Source organism: Myxococcus sp. CA051A (assembly GCF_013336705.1).
GTDB lineage: Bacteria > Myxococcota > Myxococcia > Myxococcales > Myxococcaceae > Myxococcus > Myxococcus llanfairpwllgwyngyllgogerychwyrndrobwllllantysiliogogogochensis.
Map to the genome: position 1 here is coordinate 185,154 of NZ_JABUMS010000013.1, position 14,473 is coordinate 199,626.

14 protein-coding genes are annotated in these 14,473 nt (G+C 69.5%); 8 read left to right on the forward strand and 6 right to left on the reverse strand.

Translation table 11 applies throughout. The features are described 5' to 3' along the window. Positions 1-80: 80 nt before the first annotated feature. The 3 genes from HUA74_RS32270 to HUA74_RS32280 all read left to right on the forward strand — a co-directional run bounded on the left by HUA74_RS32270 (position 81) and on the right by HUA74_RS32280 (position 2,339). Positions 81-653, forward strand: a complete 573-nt coding sequence (locus HUA74_RS32270) for a hypothetical protein (protein ID WP_174457605.1) — start codon at positions 81-83, stop codon at positions 651-653. Positions 654-1,048: 395 nt separating this feature from the next. After that, on the forward strand, positions 1,049-1,963 hold the full coding sequence (locus tag HUA74_RS32275; RefSeq protein ID WP_174457606.1) for a cation diffusion facilitator family transporter: 915 nt from the start codon (positions 1,049-1,051) through the stop codon (positions 1,961-1,963). A 16-nt stretch (positions 1,964-1,979) separates the two neighbouring features. Further along, positions 1,980-2,339, forward strand: a complete 360-nt coding sequence (locus HUA74_RS32280) for a DUF3703 domain-containing protein (RefSeq protein WP_174457607.1) — start codon at positions 1,980-1,982, stop codon at positions 2,337-2,339. Positions 2,340-2,420: 81 nt separating this feature from the next. Here HUA74_RS32280 and HUA74_RS32285 read toward each other — a convergent pair whose 3' ends face one another. Beyond that, positions 2,421-3,683 (reverse strand): MFS transporter, encoded by a 1,263-nt coding sequence (locus tag HUA74_RS32285; protein ID WP_174457608.1) that lies wholly within the window; start codon positions 3,681-3,683, stop codon positions 2,421-2,423. Positions 3,684-3,759: 76 nt separating this feature from the next. On the opposite strand from HUA74_RS32285, the gene HUA74_RS32290 reads away from it, so the two are divergent. Continuing rightward, positions 3,760-4,230: a helix-turn-helix domain-containing protein gene (locus HUA74_RS32290; protein ID WP_141648220.1), complete on the forward strand. Its 471-nt coding sequence runs from the start codon at positions 3,760-3,762 to the stop codon at positions 4,228-4,230. A gap of 37 nt (positions 4,231-4,267) precedes the next feature. Here HUA74_RS32290 and HUA74_RS32295 read toward each other — a convergent pair whose 3' ends face one another. Further along, a complete protein-coding gene (locus HUA74_RS32295; RefSeq protein WP_174457609.1) occupies positions 4,268-4,717 on the reverse strand; it encodes an OsmC family protein in 450 nt (149 codons plus the stop codon). Between the two features lie 128 nt (positions 4,718-4,845). Continuing rightward, positions 4,846-5,709 (reverse strand): ABC transporter substrate-binding protein, encoded by an 864-nt coding sequence (locus tag HUA74_RS32300; protein ID WP_174457610.1) that lies wholly within the window; start codon positions 5,707-5,709, stop codon positions 4,846-4,848. Positions 5,710-6,012: 303 nt separating this feature from the next. On the opposite strand from HUA74_RS32300, the gene HUA74_RS32305 reads away from it, so the two are divergent. The 4 genes from HUA74_RS32305 to HUA74_RS32320 all read left to right on the forward strand — a co-directional run bounded on the left by HUA74_RS32305 (position 6,013) and on the right by HUA74_RS32320 (position 12,014). Then, a complete protein-coding gene (locus HUA74_RS32305) occupies positions 6,013-7,629 on the forward strand; it encodes a serine/threonine-protein kinase (protein ID WP_174457611.1) in 1,617 nt (538 codons plus the stop codon). Continuing rightward, complete coding sequence (locus HUA74_RS32310) at positions 7,629-10,145, forward strand: TonB-dependent receptor domain-containing protein (RefSeq protein ID WP_371817337.1); 2,517 nt, start codon at positions 7,629-7,631, stop codon at positions 10,143-10,145. The genes HUA74_RS32305 and HUA74_RS32310 overlap by 1 nt, the downstream gene beginning before the upstream one ends. Beyond that, the gene (locus HUA74_RS32315; RefSeq protein ID WP_174457612.1) at positions 10,142-11,392 is read left to right on the forward strand and encodes a hypothetical protein; all 1,251 of its coding nucleotides are present in this window, start codon (positions 10,142-10,144) and stop codon (positions 11,390-11,392) included. Before HUA74_RS32310 ends, HUA74_RS32315 begins: the two co-directional genes overlap by 4 nt. 139 nt (positions 11,393-11,531) lie before the next feature. Continuing rightward, positions 11,532-12,014, forward strand: a complete 483-nt coding sequence (locus tag HUA74_RS32320; protein WP_141648225.1) for a response regulator — start codon at positions 11,532-11,534, stop codon at positions 12,012-12,014. 25 nt (positions 12,015-12,039) lie between these two features. Here HUA74_RS32320 and HUA74_RS32325 read toward each other — a convergent pair whose 3' ends face one another. Genes HUA74_RS32325 through HUA74_RS32335 form a run of 3 tightly spaced genes read right to left on the reverse strand, consistent with a single transcriptional unit; the run spans position 12,040 to position 14,454 of the window. Then, positions 12,040-12,666 (reverse strand): sulfite oxidase heme-binding subunit YedZ, encoded by a 627-nt coding sequence (locus HUA74_RS32325; RefSeq protein WP_174457613.1) that lies wholly within the window; start codon positions 12,664-12,666, stop codon positions 12,040-12,042. A gap of 3 nt (positions 12,667-12,669) precedes the next feature. Next, positions 12,670-13,662 (reverse strand): protein-methionine-sulfoxide reductase catalytic subunit MsrP, encoded by a 993-nt coding sequence (msrP, locus tag HUA74_RS32330; RefSeq protein ID WP_174457614.1) that lies wholly within the window; start codon positions 13,660-13,662, stop codon positions 12,670-12,672. Between the two features lie 6 nt (positions 13,663-13,668). Further along, a complete protein-coding gene (locus tag HUA74_RS32335; RefSeq protein ID WP_174457615.1) occupies positions 13,669-14,454 on the reverse strand; it encodes a fatty acid desaturase in 786 nt (261 codons plus the stop codon). Between the last annotated feature and the right edge of the window lie 19 nt (positions 14,455-14,473).

Sequence of the window (14,473 nt, forward strand, 5' to 3'; positions counted from 1 at the left end):
TGCGCGGCCTTCCGCGTGAGCATCTTCATCGCACGGCCCTCCGGATTGCGGCGTGGAGCGCCGACTGTCATCCTCGCCAGATGGACGCGGATGCCCGCGAGTACCGCGCGATTCAGACGTTCTACGGACGGCGCCGCGCTCGGCGCTCCGGCATCCCATACCTGCACCACATCGACGAGGGCCTGTGGGTCCTCCGAGCCCTGGGCGCGAGCGAACACGCCCAACGCGCGTACTGCCTGCACCCGCTGGTTCAGGAGGATGACGCACGAGCCGCCGCCTGGGCCCACACGCTCGCCACCGGGGCGGACCTCTCCGGGCCGCCCGTCGACGGTGTGAGCGATGAGCCGCGTGTCCTCGCGCTCGCGCTGGACTACCGGGAGACCGCCAATGCCGCGCTGTCCCATCGACCGGACCTGAAGGGGCCCGACGACATCGCGCTCAGCGCCGAGCCCGAGGTCAACGACATGCTCCGCGCCGACAAGGTCCAGAACTACAAGGACTTCATCCGCCATCACCGAGGCAGCCATCCCCGGTCCGCCGAGCTGGAGCGCTATTTCCAGGCGTGGCTCGCGCGACTCGACGTGTCCCCCGAGCAGCTCACACGCTGGCACGCGGCGCTCGAACACCTCCAGGACGACATCCCCCGCACCTGACCCTGTCCCGGGCCGCGCGCCCTCCCATGAGGCTCCTCGACGGCCCGAGGCTCCGTCATGGCGCCTCAGTGAACCTCGCGCGTCCTCTTTGTCCACGCAGAGCTCGAGCCACGGCCCACGACTCCGTCATGGCGCCTCAGTGAACCTCTCGTGCGTCCTGTCCACGAGGAAGCCGAGCCACGGGCCGGCTCGGCCCTCGGTCGCTCGTCGGGCCGCTCGGAGTGACAGTCCCTGGAGTGCGGCGTCGCCTCTTCCGCGGCGAAAGGTCCCCACCGAAAAACCCGGGTGTAATCCCGACCAGGAGCGGGCGTCTTCCTGGGTGAAGGCGGACAGCCCCTCTCATCACGAAAGGCGAGCCCGCCACGAGCACTCAGCCTTGCGAGGCGTCGTCGCCCATGTCCGGCTCCCACCAACACACTCCTTCGACACATGGCCGGGCCTTCGCGCTGGGCATCGGCCTCAACCTGGCCTTCGTGGCCGTCGAGGCCACCTTCGGTTTCATTTCGGGCTCGCTTGCGTTGCTCGCCGATGCGGGACACAACCTGAGCGATGTGCTCGGGCTGGTGCTCGCCTGGGGCGCCAGTGTGCTGGCCCGTCGCAAGCCCACGGAGCGTTACACCTACGGACTGCGCGGCGCGTCCATCCTGGCCGCGCTCCTCAATGCGCTGCTCCTGCTTGTCGCGGTGGGCGTCATCGGCTGGGAGGCGGTGCAACGATTGGGGCAACCCGCTCCCATCGCCACGGGTACCGTCATGCTCGTGGCGGGAGTGGGTACGCTCATCAACACCGCCACCGCGCTGCTGTTCTGGAAGGGGCGCCAGAGCGACCTCAACATCCGAGGCGCCTTCCTGCACATGGCCGCCGACGCGGGCGTGTCGCTCGGCGTCGTCCTGGCCGGCGCCCTCATCTCCTTCACCGGCTGGATGTGGTTGGACTCCGGGGTGACGCTCGGCATCGCGCTCCTCATCCTCGTGGGGACCTGGGGGCTGCTCCGGGACTCCGTCAACCTGGCCCTGCATGCCGTTCCGGCGAACATCGACATGCCTTCCGTGCGGCTGCAGCTGACACAGTCACCCGGCGTCGCCGAGGTGCATGACCTCCACGTCTGGGCCATGAGCACCACCGAAGCGGCGCTCACGGCGCATCTCGTCGTGAGAGAGCAACCGATGGACGACTCGCGCCTGAGCCACCTCAAGCGCCTGCTCCATGACCGGTTCGGCATCGAGCACGTCACCCTGCAGCTCGAATCGGTCGCGGCCCGGGATTGCCGCCTGCTCGCATCCAACGACGCTGTCTCCCCCTGCCTGTGAACGACGCCAGCTCCCCATGCACCCCACCCTCCGAGCCCATTTCGACCACGAACTCCAAAGCGCCTCCGAGTCCCAGACCCGGGGCGACTTCCAGGCGGCGTGGCACTTCCTGGAACGTGCCCATGTCCTGAGCCAGGCCCATGCATGGCCCCACCTCCAGGTGCATGGCGCCATGTTCGTCTGGGCCTGGCGGCACGGTGACGTCCGGGAGCTGTTCGGACAACTCCCCCGCTTGTTGCTGGCTGCGCCCGGGTCCTGGCTCGGACGCGCGCCGCGGGGAAACACCGGGGGCGCGAACGTGGGCATCTTCACGCCCCTGCCCGTTCCGGAGGACCTCCAGGACATGCTGCGTCACGAAGCTCCTCCCGCCCCGTGAGGTGAACGTGCCCCGCGAACGAACCATCGGCCTCCACCGCGAGGTGACAGACGCGGGACGCCCCAGGCGCGGGGCACCGGTTCAGCGAGCAGGCTCCTTCGCCCTGAAGCGTGTGAGCCCCCAGAACAGCAGGGCCACGGCGGCGATGGCCGCGCCCTGGACGCACACGCCGCTCCAGCCCGCCCGCGCGAACACCAGGGTCGAGGTGATGGACCCAGCGCCACTGCCGATGGAATAGAAGACCATGTAGCCCGCCACCAGCCGACTGCGCGCCTCCGGACGCACGGCGTACAGCTCGCTCTGGTTGGTGACGTGCAAGGCCTGGATGGCGAGGTCCAGGGCGACGATGCCCACACCCAGTGCCCACAGTGACTTCGGCGCCAGCGAGACGGGCCACCACGAGACCAGCAAGACGACGAGTCCGACGCTGGTGGTCCAGTTTCCCCAGCCCCGGTCGGCCAGTCGCCCCGCCCGTGACGCCCCCAGCGCGCCCGCCACGCCCACGAGGCCGAACAGGCCAACCTGCGAATGCGAGAGCGAGAACGGAGGCGCTCCAAGCAGCAACACCATCGGCGTCCACAAGGTGCTGAACGAGGCGAACATCAACAGCGCGAGCACCGCCCGCACACGCAAGACGGGCTCCTCCACGAACAACGTGAACACCGAGCGCAGCAGCGCCGAATAGGACAGGTGCGTGCTCACGCGCTCGCGAGGCAGGACACGGACCAGCGCGACGACGAGCAACAGCGTGGCCCCCGCCGAGACCAGATAGACCGAACGCCAGCCCGCGAGGTCCGACAGGAACCCCGCCACGGTGCGCGCCATGAGAATGCCAATCACCACACCGCTCGTCACCAGCCCGACGACGCGGCCTCGCTCGGCGGGTGCGGCCAGCGTCGCGGCGAAGGCCACCAGCACCTGGATGACGACCGCGAGCAGGCCCACCACCGCCAGCCCCGTGAGCAACACCGCCCCCGTGGGCGCGAGTCCCACGACGACGAGCGCCAACACGGACAAGGACATCTGCACCGCGACGAGCCGGCGACGCTCCACCAGGTCTCCCAGCGGCACCACCAGCAACAACCCGAGGCCGTACCCCACCTGCGTGACAGTCACCACGATGCCCACCAGGGCCGGACGCAACCCCAGGTCCCGCGCCATCGAATCCAACAACGGCTGGGCGAAATAGACGTTGGCGACCGCCAACCCGCAAGCCACCGCGAACAACGCCATCACGGCACGCGACAACGGGGGCGCGGCGTCACCCTCCGACCGAGCAGCCACCTCCTCCACCGGACGCACGTCTCCACCCTCGGCGCTCCGCGCCTCCGCCCCACTCCGCATGAACCACCCGCCGCAATATGGTTTCAAAATGAAACCACCCGGAATTAGCGACGGGGTTTTGATATTTCAACCCGACATGGCGAAGAAGAAGCCTCCCAGTCGGGCGGAGTGCCCTGTCGAGCGGTCCGTGGACATCATCGGCGACGAGTGGTCGCTGCTGGTCATCCGCGACGCGTTCGACGGCGTGCGCCGGTTCGGCGAGTTCCAGAAGAGCCTGGGCATGGCGAAGAACATCCTCTCCACCCGGCTGCGCCACCTCGTCACGCACGGCATCCTGGAGGTCGTTCCCGCCTCGGATGGCAGCGCGTTCCACGAGTACGTCCTGACGCGGAAGGGGCGGGACCTGTTCCAGGTGCTCGTCGGACTGAGGCAGTGGGGTGAACACCACTGCTTCCAGCCGGACGAGGCCCACTCCGTCCTGGTGGACACGGAGCAGGGGCGACCGGTGCGCGCCTTGGAAGTTCGCTCGGAGAGTGGCCGCCCCGTGACGTCGACCGAGACCGTCGTGAAGAAGGTCGCGGAGAAGAAGCCTCGCGCGAAGCGGTGAGCCGTGGCCCTTTCGGAGCCACGGCCCGCGACACGCCCTACCCCTCCGACTGCACTTCGATGGTCGGCTCCATCACCACCTCGGCGGTGATGCTCTGCCCGATGAAGCAGTACTTGTGCGCCTTCACGAACATCTCACGCACCTTCTCCACGTCCGTGCCGGGCGCCACGCGGATGAGCGGCGCGAGCCGCACCTTGTTCACGCGCTTCACCTTCTCCACCGTGTCCAGGAACACCGTCACCTGGTCCTCGTAGGAGCGCACGTCCAGCCGCAGCTTCTTCGCCAGCGCGAGGAACGTGAGCAGGTGGCACTGCGCCACCGACGCGCCCAACAGGTCCTCCGGATTCCAGCGCGCGTCATTGCCTCCGTAATTCGTACCCGAGCTCACGAGCAGGTCCGGCTTGCCGTCCGTGCCAGCCACCGCATCGCGGCTGTACTCGCCCGCGGTTGAACCCTGCCACTTGAGCCGCAGCGGAAACCCTTCCACGTCACACCTCCGAGTCGCGTGTCCTGTGGCATCCAGCATAGGCGCTCGACGTCAGCGCGAAGGCGCCTTCCGCGTGTCACTCCCTCCATCGAGGGAGCGCTTCGTCACGACAGGTCCGAGCCCGCGACTCACGCCCCGCGCAGGTCCGCGCCCTTCGGCACGGGCAGCTTCTCGCCCCGGGCCACGGCCGCGACGATGCGCGCCAGGCGCTCCACGCCGTCCGACAACGCCGCCGGCCCCGGCTGGAGGATGAGGCTGCTCTTCACCTCGTAGAGCTGGTCATCCAGCACCGCGCGCACCTGGGCCCAGCCCGGCCGCGCGGCGATCTTGTCCCGCTTCGCCTTGCGTCCACACCAGCTCGCGATGACGCCGTCAGGGTTGCGCCGCGCCACCTCTTCCGGCTCGAAGATGCGGCCCTTCGCGCCTTGCGACGCCCGCGACTCGCGGCAGATGTCCTCGCCGCCCACCAGCTCCACCAGCTCCGAGCACCAGCGGATGCCGGAGATGAGCGGCTCGTGCCACTCCTCGAAGAAGATGCGCGGCCGTCGCGGCAGCTTCTGCGCCGCCTCCGCGTGTCGCGTGAGGTTCGCCGTCAGCTCGGCGGCCAGCTTCTCCGCCGCCTCCGCGCGCCCCACCAGCGCCCCCGTCACCCGCACCGTCTGTAGTATCTCCGCGAGCGAGCGCTGGTTGAACAGGTACACGGGCACGCCGCGCTTGCACAGCTCACGGCCCAGGTCCGCCTGCAGGTCGGAGAACCCCAGCACCAGATCCGGCTTCAGCTCGAGAATCCGCTCGAAGTTCGCGTCCAGGAACGACGACACCCGGGGCTTCTTGCGCGCCTCGGGCGGGCGCACCGTGAAGCCCGACACGCCCACCACCAGCTCCCCCGCGCCAATCCGGTAGAGCACCTCCGTCGTCTCCTCCGTCATGCACACCACCCGCCTCGGGTAGGGCGGCGCGGAAGAAAGCAACTCGGTCAGGTGGACGCTCATGACGCCACCCTAACGCGCTCCACCTCGCTCGGCCGCTCCCTTGAGACGCCCCCACGCCTGCTCGGATTCGTGGCCCTCGCACTCCCAGTCGCTCGCCGTGCCAGTCCAGCCGTCCCAGCTGACACACGCCTCGTATCAAACGATGTCCGGTGCTGGACTTTGGCGCGCCCAGGCCGGTTTCTCGGCGTTTGATGCACTGCGCCAACCTGGCAGGTCGCTTGGGGAGTGGACGATTGCGGTGTTAGCATTCCAGCGCATGTTCGACCGGAGCGTCGTGTGCCTTCCCGGTCGGTGGGGGCAGACATGATCGAAAGCAACGCCCCGACGAATGGCGCCCCACCCGAACTGGTGGACCCGCTTCTTGGACGGGTCCTCAATGAGCGCTTCCGCATCCTGGAGACCCTGGGTGCCGGTGGCATGGGCCGCGTCTACAAGGCCATGCAGGCGCCGCTGGACCGACTGGTCGCGCTGAAGGTCCTCAACCCTCACTACAACGACGAGGGCAAGGACCCGGGCTTCCAGAAGCGCTTCTTCCTGGAGGCCAGCGTCACCGCGAAGCTGCGCCATCCGAACACCGTCACCGTCATCGACTACGGCAAGACGGACGACGGCATCTACTACATCGCGATGGAGTACCTGGATGGGCTCACGCTCAGCCAGTTGCTCACGCAGATGGGACCGATTCCGTGGGCGCGCGCGCTCAACATCACGCAGCAGATCGCCCGCTCGCTGCGCGAGGCGCACAAGGTCGGCCTCATCCACCGCGACCTCAAGCCCGCCAACGTCATGGTCCTCAACCAGGAGACGGACCACGACATCGTCAAGGTGCTCGACTTCGGCCTGGTGAAGTCCTTCATCGGCGAGAGTGAGGCGCAGCAGGACACGTCGCTCACGCAGGCGGGCATCATCCTCGGCTCGCCGCAGTACATGGCGCCGGAGCAGGCGCGCAACATCGCCGACCCGCGCAGCGACGTGTACAGCATGGGCGTGGTGCTCTATCAGATGCTGATGGGCCAGCCGCCCTTCCTCGCCGCGCAGAGCATCGACGTCATCGTCAAGCACATCAACGAGCCGCCGCCGCCCTTCGGCGCCATCTGGCCCGGCCACGCCGTGCCCGCCGAGGTCGAGGCCCTGGTGATGAAGTGCCTGGCCAAGCTCCCCGTGGAGCGCTACCAGTCCATGGACGAGGTGCTGGAGGCCATGCGCCGAGTCGCGCACGCCGTCGGCGTCAGCGGCGTCTTCAGCGGCCCCCGCCTGACGGGCGTCGGCAGCGGACCTCGCAGCGGCCCCATCAGCGCGCCTGGCGCCGGCTCCGGCCCCAGCACCATGGCGCTGGACATCGCCGTCGAGGAGCCACCCGCGAAGCCCGGCAAGAGCATGGTGCCGCTCGCCATCTTCGGCGGCTCGCTGCTGCTGGGCGGCGCCGTCGCGCTGGCGTTCGCGCTGCGCCCCTCCACGCCGATGCCCAAGCCCCTGGCCTCGCCCCCCATCACCGCGACGGCGCCCGCCAACCCGACGCAGCCTCCGGCCGTCCCCACCCAGCCGGCCGCCGCCGCGAACTCCCCGGCGACGGCCGCCCTGGGCGCCGCGGATGATGAGCTGGCGCTGGCGCCGCTCGTGCCCGGCAATGGCCCCACGGTGCGCTTCGAAATCACCAGCGAGCCCAGCGGCGCCCGCGTGCGCTATCGCGGCAAGGACCATGGCGAAACGCCCCTGAACCTCAAGGTGCCCCTAGACGACGATGGCAGCGCCAGCGCGGTGCTGACCTTCACGATGGACGGCTATCAGCCCGTCACCATCACCGCCACGGGCTCCGGTACCAAGCAGCTCGTCACCCAAAAGCTCAAGAAGAAGTCGAGTCCTCCCCGTCCCCCGCGGGCTTCTGACTCGAACGACAAATTCAAGGACAACCCGTACTAGTGAGACACTACAAAGCCCTTCAACGAGTGGGCCTGCTCGCGCTGTGTCTGTGCGCGACGCAGGTCCTGGCGGACGCACGTCTCGAAGCGCGTCGCCACTTCCGCAGCGGCATGAGCCTCATCGGCAAGAAGGAATACGACGAGGGCATCGCCGAGCTGGAGCAGGCCTACGCCATCAAGCCGCACCCCAACGTCCTCTACAACATCGCCCGCGCGTATCAGGACGCGGGCCGGACGGCGGAGGCGCTCGACGCCTACAAGCGCTACGTCACCAGCAGTCCGGCGGACGCGGCCTCCGTGGAGGCCACCATCGCCGCGCTCGAGGAGAAGCAGCGCGCGAGCCAGGCCGCGGCGCAGCCGGAGGACAACTCCGCGCTGCCCATGCCGCCCCCGCCCGCCAGCATCCAGTCGCAGCAGCAGTTGGGCGCGCTCCTGGAGCGGCTGGAGAAGGCGATTGAGCGCGCGGAGACCATGCCCACGACGGGCCCGGGCACCGCGACGCCGTCCACATATGTCCCGTCCGCGCTGCCCGGCCTCGCGGAGGCGGCGAGCGGTGACGACGGCGCGGTGCCCTACGAGGAGCGCGTGGTGACGGCGAGCCGCCGTGCCCAGTCCTCGCTGGAAGCGCCCAACGCCACGACGGTCATCACCGCCGAGGACATCCGCCTGTCGGGCGCCACCAGCCTGCCGGAGCTGTTGCGCCGGGTGCCTGGCGCGGACGTGATGTCGCTGGGCATCGGCAGCGCCAACGTGTCGCTGCGCGGCTTCAACCAGCGCATCGCCAACAAGGTGCTCGTGCTGGTGGACGGCCGCACCGAGTACCAGGACTTCCTCGGCCTGACGCTCTGGTCCACCATCCCCATCGGCCTGGACGAAATCGAGCGCATCGAGGTCATCCGCGGCCCGGGCAGCGCGCTGTACGGCGCCAACGCCATGTTGGGCGTCATCAACATCATCACCCAGCCCCCGGGCTCCGGCCCCCGCGCGCGCTTCAACATCACGGCCGGCACCGGCAACAGCGTGGCGGGCTCGTTCCTCAGCCACGGCAACACGGGCGCGCTGCGCTACCGCACGTCGGTGGCGTACTCGCAGGCGGACAAGTGGAGCCGCGACTACGCCAGCAACCGTCCGGACATCGTGCTCAGGGACCCGGACCCGGACATCGGCATGCGCGGCGCGCGCGCCACCCTGTCCGCCGTCTACACCTTCGCGGACGACAAGCAGGTGGGCCTGTCCGGCGGCGTGCACCGCTACACCACGGAAATCTATCCGCTGGGCCTCTTGCGCAACTACTTCATGGACGGCCTGGGCGCCTACGCCAAGGGCGACGTGGAGCTGGGGCCCCTCAAGCTCAAGACGTTCTGGAACCACATCTCCGGCAGCGCAGGCCCCCAGTACGAGCCCATTGGACAGCGCTCGCTGGGCACGGACATCAGTTCCAACCTCTTCAACGCCGAGCTGCTCTTCGCGCGCGCCTTCTATCTGGGCGGCGAGCATCAGCTCAACGTGGGCGTCGAGGGACGCCTCAAGCGCGTGGGCTGGGACTACCTGGGCCCGCTGCGCGAGGAGATTCACGCCGCGGCCTTCGTGCAGGACGAGTGGCGGCTGGCCGAGCCCCTGCGCCTGGTCGCAAGCTACCGCGTGGACCGGCACCCGCTGCTGGACGCAGGGACGCCGGGCCTCGCGCACTCGCCGCGCATCTCCGCGCTGTTCATCCCGATTGAAGGCCACGCGTTCCGCATCAGCGCGGCCTCCGCCTTCCGTGAGCCGACGTTCCTGGAGAGCTACACGCGCCTCCTGGTCCCCGTGCAGGGCGTCAACGGCGCCAGCGCGCTCACCACCGGCAACACCGCGCTGCGCCCCGAGCGCCTCACCGCCTTCGAGCTGGGCTGGCGCGGCGAGTCCGCGGAGCTGGGCATGGACTGGGATGTGGCCCTCTACCAGAACCGGGTGAAGGACCTCATCGGCCTGTCCGCCTTCGAGCGGCTGCCCGCCGGCGAGTCGTATGACGCGGCCTCGGGCAACTACCTCATCGGCCGCTCGCGCTTCGTCAACGAGGACTCCATCTACACCGCGCGCGGCGTGGAAGCGGGCCTCACCCTGGCCCCCGTGGACGGCCTGGGCATCAAGGCGAGCGCCGCCTTCCAGAACGTGACGTCGGACCTGGAGGAGAAGGAGGCGTGCGGGCCGTGCAGCCAGGCGCCGCAGCTCAAGCTGTACGGTGGCGTCACCTACCGCACCAAGGCGGACCTGGAGTTCGGCGTGGACGTGGCCTACACCTCGTCCACCACGTGGATTGAGCGCGAGCCCGCCGCGTCGGACCCCACCCGCATCGAGCTCTTGTCCAACCCGCTGGGCGCCTACGCCGTCATCAACGCGCGCGTCGGCTACGCGGCGGTGAAGAACACGGTGGACGTCGCGCTGGTGGGCAGCCAGCTCGGCTCCGCTCACTCCCAACATCCTTTCGGCAACCGCATCGAGCGGCGCGTCTACGCGACGCTGACGGTGACTCCATGAGCCGCACCCTCCCTTCCTGGAAGCAGTCGCTGGGAGGCGTCCTCGCCGCGTCCCTGCTCGTCGCGGGCTGCGAGTCCCCCACGGTGGTCCCCACCGCGGACGGACGGCAGAACATCCACACCGCCCGCATCGAGGGCAGCCTCGTCGTGCAGTCGCGCTCACGGGGCAACGCGGTGGTGTTCATCTACGACGCGGACCGGCCACCGCCGCCGCAGGGCACGGGCCGCCCCATCGCCTTCACCGTCGTTCCGGCCGAGCAGCTCTTCGGCCCGGCGCTCGGCACCGACGCGCCCGGCCCCTTCACCGCGCCGTTCTCGCTCAGCCTCGTCGCGGCGGGGCGCTACACGCTGCGCGGCTTCATCGACGTGGACTCCTGCCGCTCCGGCGCGACGCCCTGCCACTTCTCCGACTTCAATCCCTGGTACGGCGTCACCAGCGAGCCCAACCAGGGTGACGTCGGCGGCGCCGCCGTGGACCCCACCACCGGCGTCCCCCTGACGCTGGAGGTCGCCGTGGACCAGGAGGGCCATCCCCTGCCCCTCACCAACGTCACGGTGAGCTTCTCTCAGGCGAGCGCGCAGGTGCCGGTGGACCGGCCCGCGTTCCAGGCCAGCGTCATCGTCGGCGGAGACGCCGTGCTCACCGCGGGCGGGCCGCCCAAGGTGCTGCGCCTGGTGCCCCAGAGCATCGAGGGCGGCGCGGTGGAGCAGCGCCCCAAGGCGTTCCTCGTCAGCTACGTGGACGCTAACCGCGACGGCGTCCCGGATGACGCCAACCGCGACGGATTCGGCGACCTCTGGCCGCGCGTCGTCGTGCGCAAGCTGGCGGACTCCCCCGGGTTGCTCGAGGACAACGACCTGGACCGCAACGGCATCCTCGATGCGAATGGCACCGACTATCCGCACGCCGACGGCACCCGCGATGGTCAGCCGGACCTGGTGGTGCTGGCGGCGGCGCTCGTGCCGGACGCGCTCTACCCGGCGCTCACGGATGAGGCTGGAAACCCGCGCATGACGCCCGTCCCCGTGGCGGAGCTGCACATCGGCGTGCAGGCGGTCGCCCTGGATGCTCGGGACCCGGCCGCTCCCGCGCGGTTGGAGGGACTGCCGAAGGGGCGTTACTCCGTGGTGCTGATCCAATCCACCGGACAGACGTGGCGCGTGCCCAACGAGCTGGCGCCCGCGATTGCCACGGGCATCGGGTTGACCGGGGTGGAGAGCCAGGCGTTCGTGCTCGAGGCCCCCTGATTCCCGCTTCGTCAAGTGGGGTATGGGACGCCCCACGTTCGAAAAACGAGAGGAAGGACGGTGCTTTGACTTCGGCATGTCCTTCCGTCAACATGATTGGGTCTCCAGGGGGACAGCCCCACCAGAGGTTGATGATCCGATGAAGGCCGGCACCCTCCCCTCCCCAGAGCCCGTACCCAACCGCACCACGACGGACCCGGCGCGCCCTCTGGGAGGCCGGACCACCGCGGGCGCGGTGCCCCAGCGTGTCCTGCTGGTGGATGACAGCCGCTCCATCCGGACGCTGCTGAAAATCTACCTGATGGCCCGCAACTTCGAGTTCCTGGAGGCGGAGTCCGCCGAAGAGGGACTGAAGGTCGCCGAGGCGGAGACCATCGACCTCATCCTGACCGACTTCCACATGGACGGGATGAACGGCGCCGACTTCGCGGCGCAGATTCGCGCCAACGCCAACCCCAAGCTGGCCAAGGTCCCCATCCTGATGATGACGGGTGACCCGAACGTGGCGGAGGTCCGCGCCCTGGGTCAGAAGGCCGGCATCAGCGCCTTCGTCCGCAAGCCGGTGAGCTGCGCACAGCTCATGACGCTGGTGGACACCATCCTCCCGCTGCCGCGCAAGTAGTCCCCCAAGCGGCTCGCGCCGTCACTCACGCCGGGTTCCGGGCCGCCGAAGCGGTGCGGGCCCGGCGTTTTCGCATCGCCTCTCCCACGCGCACCGCGAACAGCAGCGCCAGCACCGCGCCGTAGACGAGCGGCTCGGTGACGTCCTGCTTCACCCGCCACACGAAGTGCACCACGCCCAGCACCGCGGCCACGTAGGCCAGCCGGTGCAGCCGCTGCCACCGGGGAAAGCCCAGCCGGCGCACCCAACGGTTCGTGGAGGTGACGGCCAGCGGCACCAGCAACACCAGCGCGGTGAAGCCCACGGTGATGAAGGGGCGCTTCACCAGGTCCTCCAGCAGCGCCTTCAGCGACAGGCCCTGGTCCAGCACGAGGTACGTGAGGAAGTGCGCGCACGCATACGTGAAGGCCAACAGGCCCAGCGTGCGGCGGATGCGCGCGGGCCACGTCCACCCGGTGACGATTCGCAGCGGCGTGCATGAAAGCGACGCCAGCAGCAGCACCAGCGCGAGCAGCCCCGTCTGGTTGAGCGCCGTCTCCACCGCGTTGGGCCCCAGCGCGCCTTGAGGCCCCTGCACGGCGAGGAGCGCCAGGGGCGCGAGGCCGCCCACGGCGAGCGCGGGGTTGAGCCAGGGATGCGGAGGCGAGGCCATGGCTCAGTAGTTCTTCCGCAGGTCCAACCCCGTGTAGAGGTGGGCCACCTGCTCGGCGTAGCCGTTGAAGGGCAGCGTGGGGCGGCGCTCGAAGCCCTCGCCGATGCGCCGCTCGGTGGCCTGACTCCAGCGCGGGTGTGCCACGGCGGGGTTCACGTTGGCGTAGAAGCCGTACTCCTCCGGCCCCGCGAGGTTCCACGTGGTGAAGGGCTGCTCGCGAGTGAGGCTGATGCGGACAATGGACTTGATGCCCTTGAAGCCATACTTCCACGGGACGACGAGCCGCAGCGGCGCGCCGTTCTGCGCGGGGAGCTGCCGGCCGTACAGGCCCATGGCCATGAAGGTGAGCGGGTGCAGGGCCTCGTCCAGCCGCAGCCCTTCCACGTAGGGCCAGTCCAGCACCGCTCGCGTCTGGCCGGGGAGCTGCTCCGGGTCCATCAGCGTGGTGAAGGACACGTAGCGCGCGTGACTGGTGGGCTTCACCCGGGCGAGCAGCGCGGCCAGCGGGAAGCCCAGCCACGGAATCACCATGGACCAGGCCTCCACGCAGCGCATCCGGTAGACGCGCTCCTCCATGGAGAACCAGGAGAGCAGCTGGTCGATGTCCACCGTCTGGGGCTCGTGCACCTCGCCGTCGAGCGTGACGGTCCACGGCCGGGGCTTGAGCAGGTGCGCGAGCCGGGCCGGGTCGTTCTTGTCGAGCCCCAGCTCGTAGAAGTTGTTGTACGTGGTGACGTCCTCGTACGGCGTGCGCGGCTCGTCCGTGTCGAAGACGCCCGTCGCCTTCGCCACGGGCCCCGTCACCTGCCCCGCGTCCGGGACATAGGCGTCCATGGCGCGGCGCTGCTTGCCGCTCAGGAGGTACAGGCCCCCCGCGACGGCGGCGGCGGTGCCGGCGAACAGGCCCGCGTTCTTCAGGAGCTCGCGGCGGCGGAGGTAGAGCGGTTCAGGGGTGACTTCGGAGCCGGGCGGCTCCACGGGCGGCTTGTCGCTCATGCCCCTTTATAACGGGCCCACCCGTCCGGCGGTTACATCGCGGGCGGTGGAGGCTGCGCGCGACGCGTCGGCGCGGGCGTCCTTGACCCGCCACAGTCGCCACCAGGGCGTGCCAGGGGACTGGTGGTGCTCCCAGTGGTAGCCGAAGAAGAAGCAGGACAGCATGGCCCACAGGTGGTTGCGCGGCAGGGTGCGCGCGTGGTGGGGCGCCATGTCCGGAGTCTCCGGGCGCCGGTGCGGCTGGTAGGTGCCGAAGTAGAAGAGCTGCAACGTGCCCAGCACGGCGGGCAGCACCCAGAACGCGAGAATGCGCGGCTGGGAGACTCCCATGAAGACGAAGATGTTGAACTTGGCCGCCATCACCCCCAGCTGCGGGAGCGTGGTGTAGCGGGCCATGAACGTCCCCAGCCACGGCCAGAAGGACTGGGTGCGGGTGGAGAAGTCCGGGTCCGCGTCGCCCGTGGGCTGCTCGTGGTGGGCGTGGTGGTTGAGCACCAGTCGGCGGTACGACAGGCCGGCGAAGAGGAAGCAGGCGACGGTGCCCACCGTCTCGTTCACCCAGGACTGTCGGGCCACCGTGCCGTGCATGGCGTCATGGCCGGTGATGAACAGGCCGGTGCACAGCCATGCCTGCAAGGCGACATGCAGCCAGGTGAGCGGGGAGTCCCAGGGCAGCTCGGGCGACAGCAACATCCACGCCAGATGCGTTCCCCACGCGCCCAGGATGACGAGCGCGACGAGGACGCCCCAGGGGCCAAGCGGGGCCGAGCGATAGCGGGCCGAGTTCTCCATCTCTCCTGACTCATGGGGC